At 72.8% G+C, this 14,180-nt stretch carries 16 protein-coding genes; 3 read left to right on the top strand and 13 right to left on the bottom strand.

The genetic code is table 11. The annotated features are described in order from the left end of the window. Nucleotides 1-15: 15 nt before the first annotated feature. Nucleotides 16-909 carry a helix-turn-helix transcriptional regulator gene (locus ACFVUY_RS16530; protein WP_387730544.1) on the bottom strand — a complete coding sequence of 298 codons (894 nt, stop codon included), beginning with the start codon at nt 907-909 and terminating at the stop codon, nt 16-18. 116 nt (nt 910-1,025) lie between these two features. Here ACFVUY_RS16530 and ACFVUY_RS16525 point away from each other — a divergent pair, with 116 nt between their 5' ends. Continuing rightward, the gene (locus tag ACFVUY_RS16525) at nt 1,026-2,042 is read left to right on the top strand and encodes a hypothetical protein (RefSeq protein ID WP_387730541.1); all 1,017 of its coding nucleotides are present in this window, start codon (nt 1,026-1,028) and stop codon (nt 2,040-2,042) included. Nucleotides 2,043-2,291: 249 nt separating this feature from the next. Here the strand turns inward: ACFVUY_RS16525 and ACFVUY_RS16520 are convergent, their stop codons facing one another. Then, a complete protein-coding gene (locus ACFVUY_RS16520; RefSeq protein ID WP_387730538.1) occupies nt 2,292-2,435 on the bottom strand; it encodes a hypothetical protein in 144 nt (47 codons plus the stop codon). Nucleotides 2,436-2,457: 22 nt separating this feature from the next. Between ACFVUY_RS16520 and ACFVUY_RS16515 the strand changes: the two genes are divergently transcribed. Then, nucleotides 2,458-2,769, top strand: coding sequence for a hypothetical protein (locus ACFVUY_RS16515; protein ID WP_387693326.1), 312 nt, complete (start codon nt 2,458-2,460; stop codon nt 2,767-2,769). A 3-nt stretch (nt 2,770-2,772) separates the two neighbouring features. On the opposite strand, the gene ACFVUY_RS16510 is transcribed toward ACFVUY_RS16515, so the two are convergent. From ACFVUY_RS16510 to ACFVUY_RS16460, 11 genes are all read right to left on the bottom strand, one after another. Next, nucleotides 2,773-3,507 carry a sirohydrochlorin chelatase gene (locus ACFVUY_RS16510; RefSeq protein ID WP_387730535.1) on the bottom strand — a complete coding sequence of 245 codons (735 nt, stop codon included), beginning with the start codon at nt 3,505-3,507 and terminating at the stop codon, nt 2,773-2,775. 10 nt (nt 3,508-3,517) lie between these two features. Continuing rightward, nucleotides 3,518-4,435, bottom strand: coding sequence for an ABC transporter permease (locus ACFVUY_RS16505; protein WP_387730532.1), 918 nt, complete (start codon nt 4,433-4,435; stop codon nt 3,518-3,520). After that, on the bottom strand, nt 4,422-5,234 hold the full coding sequence (locus tag ACFVUY_RS16500) for an ABC transporter ATP-binding protein (RefSeq protein ID WP_387730529.1): 813 nt from the start codon (nt 5,232-5,234) through the stop codon (nt 4,422-4,424). Before ACFVUY_RS16500 ends, ACFVUY_RS16505 begins: the two co-directional genes overlap by 14 nt. A gap of 121 nt (nt 5,235-5,355) precedes the next feature. Continuing rightward, the gene (locus ACFVUY_RS16495; protein WP_387730526.1) at nt 5,356-6,510 is read right to left on the bottom strand and encodes an aliphatic sulfonate ABC transporter substrate-binding protein; all 1,155 of its coding nucleotides are present in this window, start codon (nt 6,508-6,510) and stop codon (nt 5,356-5,358) included. A gap of 244 nt (nt 6,511-6,754) precedes the next feature. Further along, nucleotides 6,755-8,062, bottom strand: a complete 1,308-nt coding sequence (locus ACFVUY_RS16490; RefSeq protein WP_387730524.1) for a sulfate adenylyltransferase subunit 1 — start codon at nt 8,060-8,062, stop codon at nt 6,755-6,757. A 2-nt stretch (nt 8,063-8,064) separates the two neighbouring features. Beyond that, the gene (gene cysD / locus ACFVUY_RS16485) at nt 8,065-9,003 is read right to left on the bottom strand and encodes a sulfate adenylyltransferase subunit CysD (RefSeq protein WP_387730522.1); all 939 of its coding nucleotides are present in this window, start codon (nt 9,001-9,003) and stop codon (nt 8,065-8,067) included. Beyond that, complete coding sequence (gene cysC / locus ACFVUY_RS16480) at nt 9,000-9,581, bottom strand: adenylyl-sulfate kinase (RefSeq protein ID WP_387695430.1); 582 nt, start codon at nt 9,579-9,581, stop codon at nt 9,000-9,002. The genes cysD and cysC overlap by 4 nt, the downstream gene beginning before the upstream one ends. 47 nt (nt 9,582-9,628) lie before the next feature. Next, nucleotides 9,629-10,330 (bottom strand): phosphoadenylyl-sulfate reductase, encoded by a 702-nt coding sequence (locus ACFVUY_RS16475; RefSeq protein WP_387730520.1) that lies wholly within the window; start codon nt 10,328-10,330, stop codon nt 9,629-9,631. Next, nucleotides 10,311-10,493, bottom strand: a complete 183-nt coding sequence (locus tag ACFVUY_RS16470; RefSeq protein WP_380547841.1) for a hypothetical protein — start codon at nt 10,491-10,493, stop codon at nt 10,311-10,313. Before ACFVUY_RS16470 ends, ACFVUY_RS16475 begins: the two co-directional genes overlap by 20 nt. Then, the gene (locus tag ACFVUY_RS16465) at nt 10,490-12,214 is read right to left on the bottom strand and encodes a nitrite/sulfite reductase (RefSeq protein ID WP_387695846.1); all 1,725 of its coding nucleotides are present in this window, start codon (nt 12,212-12,214) and stop codon (nt 10,490-10,492) included. Before ACFVUY_RS16465 ends, ACFVUY_RS16470 begins: the two co-directional genes overlap by 4 nt. Before the next feature lie 198 nt (nt 12,215-12,412). Then, the gene (locus ACFVUY_RS16460; RefSeq protein ID WP_318264789.1) at nt 12,413-12,496 is read right to left on the bottom strand and encodes a putative leader peptide; all 84 of its coding nucleotides are present in this window, start codon (nt 12,494-12,496) and stop codon (nt 12,413-12,415) included. 178 nt (nt 12,497-12,674) lie between these two features. Between ACFVUY_RS16460 and ACFVUY_RS16455 the strand changes: the two genes are divergently transcribed. Then, a complete protein-coding gene (locus tag ACFVUY_RS16455; RefSeq protein ID WP_387730518.1) occupies nt 12,675-14,099 on the top strand; it encodes a YihY/virulence factor BrkB family protein in 1,425 nt (474 codons plus the stop codon). The last annotated feature ends 81 nt before the right edge of the window (nt 14,100-14,180 follow it).

Here is a 14,180-nt window from a genome sequence, read left to right as displayed (position 1 = left end):
GGACCGCTGTCCGCACTACACCGGGGCCACCGCTGTTGCCGGGGCCGGCGCTGGTGCCGGGGCCGGGGCCAGGGTGCGCAGCCGCTCCTCGGTACCGGCGTCGCGCGGCGACATCACGATCAGCTGCAGGCCCTCGGCGGCCAGCAGCACGTGCTGGTCGATCCGCAGCACGCCCACCCGCTCGTGCCGGATCACCTTCTCGCTGCCGGAGCGCTCCGCGACCTGGTGCTCGTCCAGCCAGCGGTCCGCCTCCGGGTACTCGCCGCGGACCTGCCGGATCATCCGGGCCAGCCGGCGCCCCACGGCCGTCGCCTCGCCGCCGCGCTCGGCATAGGCGGAGCGCAACTGGGCCAGGAAGCGCCGGGCGTGCTCCTCCCAGTGCTCCACCCGGGCCCGGTGCACCGGGTCGCCGAACACCACCCAGGCCAGGTTGCACTCCTGCGTCGGGCGGCCGGTCAGTCCGAACAGCGCGTCCGCGCCCGGGTTCCAGGCCCGGATGTCCCAGTTGGCGTCCATCACGAAGGACGGCGCCGGCCACTGCGCGCGCATCAGCCGCAGCAGCGGGGCCGGCACGTCCCCGGGCGCGGCCACCTCGCCGTCCAGCGGATGCCCGCCGGCCAGCCGGAACAGGTACGCCGTCTCCGCCCGGTCCAGCCGCAGCGTACGGGCGAGGCTCGCCAGCACCTCCGGCGACGGGTGGATGTCCCGCCCCTGCTCCAGCCACGTGTACCAGGTCACCCCCACCCCGGCGAGCAGCGCCAGCTCCTCGCGGCGCAGCCCAGGGGTGCGCCGCCGCACCCCGGGCGCCAGCCCGACCTCCTGTGGCGTCAGCCGCGCGCGGCGACTGCGCAGAAAGCTCGACAGCGCCGAGCGGCGCTCCCCGGTGTCGTCCACGTCCCTCACGTCCACCCCGTCCCCCGTTCTTCCCGGTAGTCCGACTACCAGTATTCCCACGCACTGCTGCGGGCCGGCCGATCGGGCGAGGCTGGACCGCGTCAACGGACCGCACATGCGAGGGAACGCCGATGAGCCACCGTCAGAACCGTACTGCCCGCCGGGCCCTGGCCGCCGTCGCCGCCGCGGCCGCCCTCCTCGGCACGGCCGGGGCGCTGCCCGCCGCGGCCGCCGCCTGCCCGGCACCCGCCGTGATCCAGGGCCGCGCGCCCGGCCTCGTCCCCGAGTCGGGCGACTGGGACGCCGCCCACCACCGCTTCCTGCTCGGCTCGCTGCGGCACGGCACCGTCTCCGCCGTCGGCACTGACGCCGGCGTGCGCACCCTGGTGGACGATCCCGGCACCCTGATCGAGATCGCCGGCCTGCGGATCGACCCGGTCCACCGCCGCGTCCTGGTCACCAACCTCGACAACGGCATCGGCGAGCGCAGCACCCCCGCCACCCTGGGCAAGATCGCCGGGATCGGCGCCTACGACCTGGACACCGGCCGGCGCCTCTTCTACACCGACCTCGCGGCGGTCGCCGCCGACGGCGCCGGCCACCTGGCCAACGACATCGCCATCGGCCCCGACGGCACCGCGTACGTCACCGACTCCTTCGCCCCCGTCGTCTACCGGGTCGCCCCGGACGGCAGCGCCACCGTCCTGCTGCGCGACCCGCGACTGGCCCCCGCCCCCGGCGCGTACGGCCTCAACGGCATCGTCCACCGGGACGGCCGGCTGATCCTCGGCAAGTGGGACGACGGCACCCTGTGGCAGGTCCCGCTGGGGAACCCGGCCGCGCTGCGGCGCGTCGAGGTGGCCGGCGGGCAGGCGCTGCTCCACCTGGACGGCCTGCTCGGCCGCCCGGACGGCTCGATCGCGGGCGTCACCAACGCCTTCTTCGGCGCGGGCCGGGACGCCGAGGTCGAGTTGCGCTCCGAGGACCACTGGCGCACCGGCCGCCTCACCGCCGTCCGCCCCTCGGCCGACCCCACCCTCACCGCGGTGGTCGGCGGCCCGGCCGGCAGCCTCTACCAGCTCGCCGGCGGCCTCGCCGAGGCCAACGCCGGGCACCCGACGGACACCTTCACCCTGCGCCGGGTGTGACCCGGGTGCCGGCGGGGCCGCGACGGCGTGCGGCCCGTGCGGCGCGCGCCGTCGCTGCTCCCGGCCGCCGTCACTCGCCCGAGTGACGGCGGCTTGAGCCGTGCAATGCGTTTGCAACACGCTGCTGCTCGTGCATAGTGAGATCTACTGGACCGAGCGCTCCGAGGAGCACATCGCCAGGCACGGAGTGGATCCGGAGGAGGTCGAGGACGTCGTGTTCTGCCGCCCTCACTGGTTCTCGGGCGGTCGTCAGGGGACGACCCTGTGCCACGGCGTGACGCGGTCCGGGTGGTACCTGTTGGTGGTGTTGGCGCGGAGCGCGGCGGTGCCGTCGGCGTGGTACTGCGCCACGGCCCGCGACATGACAGCCGCCGAGAGGCGCTTGTTCCTCAAACGGACGAGTTGAAGGTGACGGATGACTGACAACGGTGCGGACCTCGAAGCGATCGCCGAGTACTACGAGACGCACGAGCTGAGCGAGGACGAGATCATGAGCGCCGAGCCGGGAGAGCCGGTCGCGGCCGAGTCGGTGATGATCACCACCTCGCTACGGCTGCCCAAACCGGTGATGGACGAGGTTCGGCGCCGTGCGCGGGAGCGGGGGCTGAAGCCGACGGCGATCATGCGGGAGTGGATCGAGGCCGCCATCGCCGACGTCGACGAGCCGGTGCCGCTCAGCGTGATCACCGCCGCGGTCGCCGAGTACCAGCACCGCAAGGCCTCGTGAGGCTCAGGCGGTGAGGGCCGGGGCCGCTTCGGCGGCCCGCAGGGCCTCGTCGTGGCGCTGCAGGAGGAGGGCCGCCACCTCGGGGGACGGGCCGAGGACCGGGGCCAGCACATCCGCCCCGGCCTCCTCGGCGGCGGCCGCGATGCGGTCGGGGAGCAGGCCCGGAGCCAGCAGGTAGGGGGCGACGGCGGTGTGCTCGAAGCCCGCGGCGCGCAGCGCGGAGAGGGCGTCGGGGACACGCGGGCCCGCGGCGGAGGCGTACGCGACCTCGACGGCGGCCCAGCCCCGGGTGCGGCGCCACTCGGCGGCGACCGCGCGGGTCGCGGCGTCGGCGGCCGGGTCCGAGGAGCCGGCCGCCGCCAGCACGACGCCGGTACGGGCCCGGACGGCGGGCGAGCCGAGCGCCGGAGCGGCCTCGGCGAGGCGGCGGTCCAGGGCGGCGAGCAGCAGGGGCGAGGGGCCGAGCACGTCCGCGACCGGCAGCCGGGAGCCGGCGGCGCGCAGCGCGGCCGGGATGTCGTGCTTGGCGTGGAACGCCCGGTTGAGCAGCAGCGGCACCGCCACCGCGTCCGCCAGCCGCCCGACCACCTGCGGGATCCGCGGCGCGCAGTGGTCCAGATAGGCGGTGGCGACCTCGATGCCGGGCCGCTGCGCCCGCACCTCCTCCACGAGCGCGGCCACCGTCGCGGCGTGGCGCGGGTCGCGGCTGCCGTGGGCGATCAGGAGGAGGGCGGGCATCAGCGGTGCCTCACTTGCTCGTGGTGAGGAGGCCGCGGTTGCGCAGGACGCGGCGTTCGACGGGGGTGAAGAAGAGGAGTTCGATGGCGATGCCGACGAAGAGGATGAGGATGATGCCGAGGAGGACGCCGGACATGTCGGAGAATTCGCGCTGGTCCTCCAGGAACCGGCCGAGGCCGCGGCCGAGGTCGGGGGAGGAGGCGACGAGTTCGGCGGCCATCAGGGAGCGCCAGGAGAACGCCCAGCCCTGCTTGAGGCCGGCGAGGTAGCCGGGCAGGGCGGCGGGGACCAGGACGTGGCGGGCGCCGTTGAGGCCGGTGGCGCCGAGGGTGCGTCCGGCGCGCAGGAACAGCGGGGGCACCTGGTCGATGCCGGCCACCAGGCCGTTGGCGATGGACGGGACGGCGCCGAGCAGGATGACGGCGTACATCATGGAGTCGTTGATGCCGAGCCAGATGACGGCGGCGGGCACCCAGGCGACGGAGGGCAGGGACTGCAGGCCCTGCAGGACCGGGCCGATGGCGGTGCGCACCGGTCTGATGCGGGCGACGACCAGGCCGATCGGGGTGCCGATGACCACGGCGAGGAGGAACCCGGACAGGCCGCGCCACACGCTGGTCCAGATGATGGAGAACAGTGTGCCCTGGTACCAGAGGTCCTGGCCGGAACGCCACACGTCGGCCGGGCTGGGCAGCTTGTAGGCGGAGGTGAGCTCCAGGCTGTACGCCCCCTGCCACAGCGCGAGCACCACCAGCACACCGACCAGCGGCGGCAACGCCTTGCTCCGCAACGCCTCACCGAGCGAGCCGCGCTGCGCGGTAACGGTGTCCAGGGCGTCCAGGCCCGCGCCGACGTCGGCGGTGTCGCTCGCGCTCTGCGGGATGCTGTCGTTCTTGTCCAGGACAGGGGTGGTGTCAGTGCTGGCCATGGCGACGGATCTCCCCACGCAGTTCTTCGGTGATCTCGATGGACAGGTCGGCGACGCCGGCGGATTCGATGCGGCGCGGCTGGGGCAGGTCGATGCGCCATTGGCGGGCGACGCGGCCGGGGCGGGAGGAGAGGAGGACGACGCGTTGGGCGAGGCGGACGGCTTCGCGGACGTTGTGGGTGACGAAGAGGACGGTGAGTTGTCGTTCGGCCCAGATGCGGGTGATCTCGTCGTGGAGGACGTCGCGGGTGATGGCGTCGAGGGCGGCGAAGGGTTCGTCCATGAGGAGGACCTGGCTGCCCTGGGCGAGGGCGCGGGCCATGGCGACGCGTTGGCGCATGCCGCCGGAGAGTTCGTGGACCCGCTTGCCGTGGGCGCCGTCGAGGCGGACGAGTTCGAGGAGGCGTTCGGCCTCGGTGCGGCGTTCGGGGCGGGGGACGCCGGCGAGCTTGAGGGCGAGTTCGATGTTCTTTCCGGCGGTGAGCCAGGGGAAGAGGGCGTGTTCCTGGAACATGAGGGCGGGGCGGCCGCCGGGCACCTGGATGTCGCCGGCGGTGGGTGCGTCGAGACCGGCGACGAGGTTGAGCAGGGTGGACTTGCCGCAGCCCGAGGCGCCGAGCAGCGTGACGAACTCGCCGGGGGCGACGTCGAGGGTGATGTCGTCCAGGACGTGGGTGCTCGCGCTCCCACGGCCGAAGGACTTGTGCACGTGCGAGATGCGGACGGCGGGCGTGCCGTCGGCCGCGGCGGGGGCGGCCGCGTCGGTGGGGTCGGCCGAGGTGGTCAGTGCCGGGGTCATCCGGGCACCTCCTGCGTCAGTGGTCGGGCTGGCGGGAGAGTCGGAGCCGGGGTCCGGGCCCCGCCCGCGGCGGTGGGCATCGATCGGGGATCGACCGGGCGGGCGGGGCCGGACCTCGGAGTTACTTGGAGCCGAGTCCGGCGTCCGCCACGGCGGGCTGGCCCTTGGCCGCGAGGACCTTGTTCAGCAGGGTGAGGTCGTAGATGCCGTTCAGGTTGGGCTTCTTGAGGAGCCCGGCGGTGACGGCGTGGTCGGCCTCGGCCTGGAGGGTGTTCGCCAGCGGGTCGTCGAGGAAGTCGATGTCGGCCCAGGCCGGGTCGAGGATCGCCGGCTCCAGCGCGTTGCCGGCTTCCTTCTTGATGGCCTCGTTGGCGTCGGCCTTGGCCTTGTCCGGGTTGGCCTTGATGAAGGCGTTGGTGTTCACCGAGCCGCGCAGCACGGCTTCCACCACGTCCGGGTGCTCCTTGAGGAACTTCTGCGAGACGATGATGTTGGTGATGACGAACTTCTTGTCCGGCCAGACGTCCTTCTCGTTGAGGAGGACCTTCGCGCCGAGGGTGACCAGCTTGGAGGCGGTGGGCTCGGGCACCCAGGCGCCGTCTATGGAGCCCTGCTTGTAGGCGTCGGGGGTGACCTTGTTGTCGGTGCGCACCACGGAGACGTCGCCCGCGCCGGAGGCCGCGTCGACCTTGAAGCCCTTGCCGGCCAGGTAGTTGAGCAGCGCCACGTCCTGGGTGTTGCCCAGTTGCGGGGTGGCGATCTTCTTGCCCTTGAGGTCGTCCAGCGAGGAGACCTTCTCGGGGTTGACGACCAGCTTGACGCCGCCGGAGGCGGAGCCGCCGATGATCTTCAGGGACTGGCCGTCCGACTTGGTGTAGCCGTTGATCGCGGGGGAGGGGCCGATCCAGCCGATGTCGATGGAGCCGGCGTTCAGCGCCTCGATCTCGGCCGGGCCGGCGTTGAAGACCTGGGTCTTGATCTGGGTGGAGCCGAGCTCCTTCTGGAATATGCCTTCCTGGAGGCCGACCAGCGGGGTGCCGTGGGTGAGGTTGGAGAAGTAGCCGATCTTCACGGTGTCCGTGGACAGCTTGGCGCCGGTGGCCGAACCGGCCGCGGTGGCGGCGGTGTTGGCCTTGTCGTCGGCCTTCGAGCCGTAGCTGCAGGCGGACAGCAGGGCGGCGGCGGTCAGACCGGCGACGGCGGTCGCGGCGGTGCGTCTGATCCGGCCGGCGTTCGGGCGAAGGCGGGTATGCGAAGGCGTCGGGTTCGGTGCCATGGTGGAGTCCTGTTCGCGGACGGACCGTCAGGAAGCGGTCCGGGACGGACGATCGGAAGGTGGCGCTGCGGCAGCGGGGTGCCGGGGCAAGCCGGGCGGCTGTGGGGGAGGAACAGCCCGGTGACAGGGCGTTCTCAGCCCTGTCGGCCCGCACATCGCGTCAGGCCGCCCTGGCCACTGCCGAGGACGCCGCTGCCGATGCGGCCGCCTTCCTTGTCCATGCCCGAGAACGCCTCGCTGGGCATCAGACCCAGTCCTCCTCTGTGGTGTCCGTGGCGCGTACGGTGTCGAACGCCTCGCCCGCCATGCCGGCGGTGAGGGTGGCGCCGTCCGCCGGGTCGATCAGGAGGAACGAGCCGGTGCGGCGGTTGTCGGTGTAGGCGTCGAGCGCCAGCGGTTCGGCGGTGCGCAGGACCACGTGGCCGATGTCGTTGACGTTCAACCCCTCGGCGCCGGAGCGCTGTTCGAGAGTGTCGATGTCGATGCGGTAGGTGATCGCCTTGACCAGGGCCCGCACCGTGCGGGTGGTGTGTTTGAGGAGGACCTTGTCGCCGGTGCGCAGTGGCCGTTCGTTGAGGTGGCTGACGGTGGCTTCGATGTCCTTGGTGGGCGTGGGGGCGGGGCCGGCGGTGATGAGGTCGCCGCGGGAGATGTCGAGGTCGTCGGCGAGGCGGACGGTGACGGACTGGGGGGCCCAGGCGATGTCGGTGTCGCGGCCGAGGGCGTCGATGGCGGTGATGGTGGTGGTGTGGCCGGAGGGTTGGACGGTGACGGTGTCGCCGACGCGCAGGACGCCGGAGGCGAGTTGGCCGGCGTAGCCGCGGTAGTCGGGGTGTTCCTCGGTCTGGGGGCGGATGACGTACTGGACGGGGAAGCGGGCCGGTTCGGCGCTCGGGTCGCTGCCGACGGGGACCGTCTCCAGGTGTTCCAGGAGGGTGGGGCCGCCGTACCAGTCCATGTGGGCGGAGGGTTCGACGACGTTGTCGCCGGCGAGGGCGGAGATGGGGACGGCGAGGACGTCGGTGATGCCGAGGGAGGCGGCGTAGGCGGTGAACTCGGCGGCGATCCGTGCGAAGACGGGTTCGGCGTAGTCGACGAGGTCCATCTTGTTGACGGCCAGGACCACGTGCGGGACGCGCAGCAGTGCGGCGACGGCGGCGTGGCGGCGGGTCTGTTCGACGACGCCGTTGCGGGCGTCGACGAGGACGACGGCGAGTTCGGCGGTGGAGGCGCCGGTGACCATGTTGCGGGTGTACTGCACGTGGCCGGGGGTGTCGGCGAGGATGAAGCGGCGCCGGGGGGTGGCGAAGTAGCGGTAGGCGACGTCGATGGTGATGCCCTGCTCGCGTTCGGCGCGCAGGCCGTCGGTGAGCAGCGCGAGGTCGGGCGTGTCCTTGCCGCGGCTGCGGGAGGCGTGCTCGACGGCTTCGAGCTGGTCGGCGAGGACGGACTTGGAGTCGTGCAGGAGGCGCCCGACGAGGGTGGACTTGCCGTCGTCGACGGAACCGGCGGTGGCGAAACGCAGCAGCGAAGTGGCGGTCGCAGTGCTCATGTCTAGAAGTACCCTTCGCGCTTGCGGTCTTCCATCGCGGCTTCGGAGAGCTTGTCGTCGGCGCGGGTGGCGCCGCGTTCGGTGAGGCGGCTGGCGGCGATCTCGGTGATGACGGCCTCGATGGTGGTGGCGTCGGAGTCGACGGCGCCGGTGCAGGACATGTCGCCGACGGTGCGGTAGCGCACCAGGCGCCGCTGCACGGGCTCGTCCTCCCGGGGGCCGCCCCAGTCGCCGGCGGTCAGCCACATGCCGGAGCGGGCGAAGACGTCCCGCTCGTGCGCGTAGTAGATCCCGGGGAGTTCGATGCCCTCGCGTTCGATGTACTGCCACACGTCGAGTTCGGTCCAGTTGGACAGCGGGAAGACGCGCACGTGCTCGCCGACGGCGTGGCGGCCGTTGTAGAGGGACCAGAGTTCGGGGCGCTGGCGGCGCGGGTCCCAGGCGCCGAACTCGTCGCGCAGGGAGAAGACGCGTTCCTTGGCGCGGGCCTTCTCCTCGTCGCGGCGGCCGCCGCCGAACACGGCGTCGAAGCGGCCCGTCTCGATCGCGTCGAGCAGCGGCACGGTCTGCAGGGGGTTGCGGGTGCCGTCGGGGCGCTCGCGCAGGCGGCCGTCGTCGATGAAGTCCTGGACGTGGGCGACGTGCAGGCGCAGGTTGTGCCGCGCGGCGACGCGGTCGCGGTAGTCGATGACCTCGGGGAAGTTGTGCCCGGTGTCGACGTGCAGCAGCGAGAACGGCACCGGCGCGGGGGCGAAGGCCTTGAGCGCCAGGTGCAGCATGACGATGGAGTCCTTGCCGCCGGAGAACAGGATCACCGGGCGCTCGAACTCCCCCGCGACCTCGCGGAAGATGTGCACCGACTCGGCCTCCAGCGCGTCCAGGTGGGACAGCGCGAAGGGGTTGTCGTCCGTGCGGACCGAGGTGTCGGTCACGGTGGTCATGCCAGGCCCCGTTCGGTCAGGAAGGCGTGCAGTTCGGCAGCGGACTCGGCGACCTCGCGCCCCCGGGTCTGCAGGCGCAGCTCCGGCCGCTCCGGGGCCTCGTAGGGGTCGTCGACGCCGGTCAGGCCGGTGATCTCGCCGGCGGCCTGCCGGGCGTAGAGGCCCTTGACGTCGCGTTCGGCGCACAGTTCGACCGGGGTGGCGACGTGGATCTCCAGGAACTCGGTGCCCGCCGCGGCGTGGCGTTCGCGCACGGCGGCGCGGGAGTCGGCGAACGGGGCGATGACCGGGGCGAGGACCTTGACGCCGTTGGCGGCGAGCTTCTCGGCGACGTAGCCGATCCGGGTGACGTTGGTGTGGCGGTCCTCGCGGGTGAAGCCGAGGCCCTTGGAGAGGAACTCGCGGATCTCGTCGCCGTCCAGGACCTCGACCTTGTGGCCCTCGGCGCGCAGCCGTTCGGCCAGGGCGAGGGCGAGCGTGGTCTTGCCCGCGCTCGGCAGCCCGGTCAGCCACACGGTGGCGCCGCGCTCGCAGGGGGCGGCCGAGGGGGCCGCCTCTACGGCTCCGTCGGCGGCCAAGGTGTCAGCTGTCACGGTTCTTTCCTTACGCGAGAATTGACGGATGATCAGAGGTGGATGCCGCACTCGGTCTTGCCGGAGCCGGACCAGCGGCCGGCCCGGGCGTCCTCGCCCTCGGCGGGCTTGCGGGTGCAGGACAGCGGGGAGCAGCCGACCGAGGTGTAGCCCTCCCACAGCAGCGGGTTGAGCAGCACGCCGTGGGCGGCGACGTAGGCGTCCACGTCCTGCTGGGTCCAGCGGGCGATCGGCGCGAGCTTGACCTTGCGGCGCTTGGGGTCCCAGGACACCACCGGGGTGTTCGCCCGGGTCGGGGACTCGTCGCGGCGCAGCCCGGTCGCCCAGGCGTCGTAGCCGGCCAGGCCCCGGTCGAGGGGCTCGACCTTGCGCAGCGAGCAGCACAGGTCCGGGTCGCGGTCGTGCAACCGCGGCCCGTGCTCGGCGTCCTGCTCGGCGACGGTCTTCAGCGGGGTGAGCGTGATGACGTTGACCGGCATGGTCGCGGCCACCGCGTCCCGCGTCCCGATGGTCTCCGGGAAGTGGTACCCGGTGTCCAGGAACACCACGTCCACCCCCGGGAACACCGAGGACGCGAGGTGGGCCACCACCGCGTCCTCCATCGAGGAGGTCACACAGAACCGCCCGCCGAAGGTCTCGGCCGCCCAGGCGAGGACCTCCTGCGCGGAGGCCTCCTCCAACTCGCGCCCGGCCCGCTCCGCCAACGACGCGTAGTCAGTCGCTGTGCTGCTCATGTGACGTACCCCCGTGGTTGGTCGGTGACAGCAGGCCGAGGAACTTCAACTGGAAGGCGCGGCGGCATCCGTGGCACTCCCAGGCGCCGTGCCCGGCCTCGGAGGGGCGCAGGTCCTCGTCCCCGCAGTAGGGGCAGAAGAAAGGGGCCGCTCGCTCGCTCACGACAGCTGGTCCTCGGTCGCCCGGGCCGCCCACTGGGCGAAGCGCTCGCCCTCGGTGCGGTCGGCCTGGTAGCGGGTCAGCACGCGCTCGACGTAGTCGGGCAGGCCCGCGCTGGTGACCTTGAGGCCGCGGACCTTGCGGCCGAAGCCGGCCTCCAGGCCGAGCGCGCCGCCGAGGTGCACCTGGTAGCCCTCGACCTGCTCGCCGTGCTCGTCGGTGACCAGCTGGCCCTTGAGTCCGATGTCGGCGACCTGGATGCGGGCGCAGGCGTTCGGGCAGCCGTTGATGTTGATGGTCAGCGGCTCGGCGAAGTCCGGCAGGCGCTGCTCCAGCTCGTCGATGAGGGTGCGGCCGCGCTCCTTGGTCTCGACGATGGCGAGCTTGCAGTACTCGATGCCGGTGCAGGCCATGGTGCCGCGGCGGAACGGCGAGGGGGTGACTCGCAGGTCGAGGGCCTCCAGGCCGGCCACCACGGAGTCGACGTGCTCCTCGGCGATGTCGAGGACGATCATCTTCTGCTCGGCGGTGGTGCGCACCCGGTCGCTGCCGTGGGCGGCGGCGAGGTCGGCGATCCGGCCGAGCAGCTTGCCGTCGACCCGGCCGACGCGCGGCGCGAAGCCGATGTAGAACTTCCCGTCCTGCTGCCGGTGGACGCCGACGTGGTCGCGCCAGCGGGCGGCGGGCTCGGCCGGGGCGGGGCCGTCGAGCAGCGGGCGCTCGAGGTACTCGTCCTCCAGTACCCGGCGGAACTTCTCCACGCCCCAGTCGGCGACCAGGAACTTCAGCCGGGCGCGGTTGCGCAGGCGCCGGTAGCCGTAGTCGCGGAAGATGCCGATGACGCCGCCGTAGACGTCGGCGACCTCCTCCAGCGGGACCCACGCGCCCAGCCGCACGCCCAGCTTGGGGTTGGTGGACAGGCCGCCGCCGACCCAGAGGTCGAAGCCGGGGCCGTGCTCGGGGTGGACCACGCCGACGAAGGAGACGTCGTTGATCTCGTGCGCGACGTCGAGCAGCGGGGAGCCGGAGACCGCGCTCTTGAACTTGCGCGGGAGGTTGGAGAAGTCCGGGTTGCCGATGAAGCGGCGCTGGATCTCCTCGATGGCGGGCGTGCCGTCGATGATCTCGTCCTCGGCGATGCCGGCCACCGGGGAACCGAGGATGACGCGCGGGGTGTCGCCGCAGGCCTCGGTGGTGGACAGGCCGACGGCCTCCAGCTTCTGCCAGATCGCCGGGACGTCCTCGATCCGGATCCAGTGGTACTGGATGTTCTGGCGGTCGGTCAGGTCGGCGGTGCCGCGGGCGTACTGCTCGGAGACCTCGGCGATCGCCCGCAGCTGGGGGACGGTCAGCCGGCCGCCGTCGATGCGCACGCGGAGCATGAAGAACTCGGCGTCCAGCTCGTGCGGGTCCAGGATCGCGGTCTTGCCGCCGTCGATGCCCTCCTTGCGCTGGGTGTAGAGCCCCCACCAGCGCATCCGGCCGCGCAGGTCGGCGGGGTCGATCGAGTCGAAGCCCCGGTGCGCGTAGATCGTCTCAATACGTGTCCGCACATTGAGACCGTCGTCGTCCTTCTTGAACTGCTCGTTGGCGTTCAGAGGGGTGTAGTGGCCCATGCCCCACTGGCCCTCGCCGCGGTGGCGGGTCGCCTTGCGGGCCGCTGCGGGACGGCGCTCGGCGGCGCGGTCGGCCGTGGGCTCGACGGTCTCGGAGGAGGTGGCCATGGTGAAGTCCTTCGGGGCAGGTGGCGCTGGCGCCGAATAGGTCGCGGGGCGTGCTCGGCCGTGCGGTGCCGCTCTGACCTGCGGATTTCTCAAGGCCTTGAGGGCAGTGACCGGGACCGGGCGGGCGCCTGCGCATCCGCTGGGACGGGGATGGCGGGGGAGGTCGGCGCCGGGTGCGGTGGTGCGGCGGAGTCGGGCTCAGGTCACCGGACAGATGGCGCTGGACACGCGAAGGAGGTCGACGTGGAGTCGACCTACCAGGGTGGTTCCGGCGCTAGACATGGCAAGAGATTCGCACGGCGCGGGACTCGCGGTCCACTAACATCCGAATACTGGACGCTGAGGTTTCGTCAGGCGAGACATCCGGGCGTTCCCGCCGCTCCCCGCCGGGGCGCCCGGCCACGCGCCCGTACCCCCGGGGAGATCAACCGCGCGGCCCCGGCCCGATACGGTGGGCCCTGTGCAAGCAGCAGGCGATACGAGCAGACCGAACGCCGAGCGGCCCTCCCGGCGAAGGGGCAAGGGCGCGCGGCGGGCGGCGAAACAGGCCACCTGGCGCCGCACGGCGTGGGAGCTGGTCAGGGACACCACCAACACCTGCGTCGAGTACCGGGTCACCGGGCTCGCCGCGGAGGCGGCCTTCTTCACCCTGCTGTCGATCCCGCCGCTGCTGCTCGGGCTGGCCGGCACCCTCGGCTACCTCGACGAGTTCGTCGGCGCGGGCACCATCGCCGGGCTCAAGAAGAGCATCCTCTCGGCCTCCGGGACGGTGCTGTCGGACTCCTCCGTCAACGAGGTCGTGGTCCCGCTGCTGGACGGGGTGTTCGACCGCACCCGGCCCGACCTCGTCTCGATCGGCTTCCTGCTGTCCCTGTGGTCCGGCTCCAGGGCCCTCTACATCTTCATCGACACCATCACCGTCATGTACGGGCTCGACGGCAAGCGGGGCATCGTCAAGACCCGGCTGATGTCGCTCAGCCTCTACTTCGGCGCCCTGGTGATCGGCTCGCTGGTGCTGCCGCTGCTGATGGTCGGTCCGGGGCTGCTGGAGAACGCGGTGCCGGGGGTGTCCGGGCTGGTCGGCGCCCTCTACTGGCCGGTCGCGATCGTGCTGCTGACCGTCTCGCTGACCACCCTCTACCACCTGGCCGTCCCGGTCTCGACCCCGTGGCGCGAGGACATCCCCGGCGCCCTGGTCGCCCTGGTGGTGCTGGTCTTCTGCAGCGTCGGCCTGCGGGTCTACCTGGTCAGCTCGGTCGAGGGCCCCTCGGTGTACGGCTCGCTGGCGGCGCCGGTGGCCGTGCTGCTGTGGATCTTCGTGGTGGCGCTCGCGGTGCTCATCGGTGCCGCGATGAACGCCGCGATAGACCGCCGCTGGCCCACCCTGGAGACCGCCGACGCGCGCGCCGAGAACGAGCGCGCCCACGAAGAGGCGGCCGCCGCCGTGGTCCGCGAGGTCGCCGCCCGGCGGGCCGTCGAGCGGGCCCGGCGCGCCCGCGAGCTCGGGCTCGCCGAGGGCGTCGAGGAGGAGTGGGGCGAGGACGAGGGCGAGGACGTCGAGGTGCCCTCCGAGTACCCGGAGCGGTGGGCCGACGTACTGGCCGCCGACAACGTGCGCGGCCGGCTCACCGCCCGCGGCGGGCCGCACCACCGGCCCGGACCGCCACCGCCGGACAGCGACCGGCCGGCCGGGCCGACGCAGGGGGGCGGGCCGGGAACTCCGCCGGGGCCGCCGTCCGGACCTGCTTCCGGGGCCGTGTCGGGGCCTGTGTCCGGGCCCGGTCCTGTGTCCGGGCCCGGTTCGGGGCCGCCGCAGGGGCCGCCCGGGCAGCAGCCGCCGGGGTACCCGCCGCGACCGCCCCGGCCGCCGTGGGACCAGCGGTAGGCGGAACGAAACGGCAGGAACGGACAGGGCCTCTCCCGCGGGTGCGGGGGAGGCCCTGCCGCTCTGGTGGGCGGGCGGGCG

Source organism: Kitasatospora sp. NPDC058063 (assembly GCF_042885395.1).
In the GTDB taxonomy this organism is placed as follows: domain Bacteria; phylum Actinomycetota; class Actinomycetes; order Streptomycetales; family Streptomycetaceae; genus Kitasatospora; species Kitasatospora lactacystinica.
This window is presented reverse-complemented; position numbering and strand designations above follow the sequence as displayed.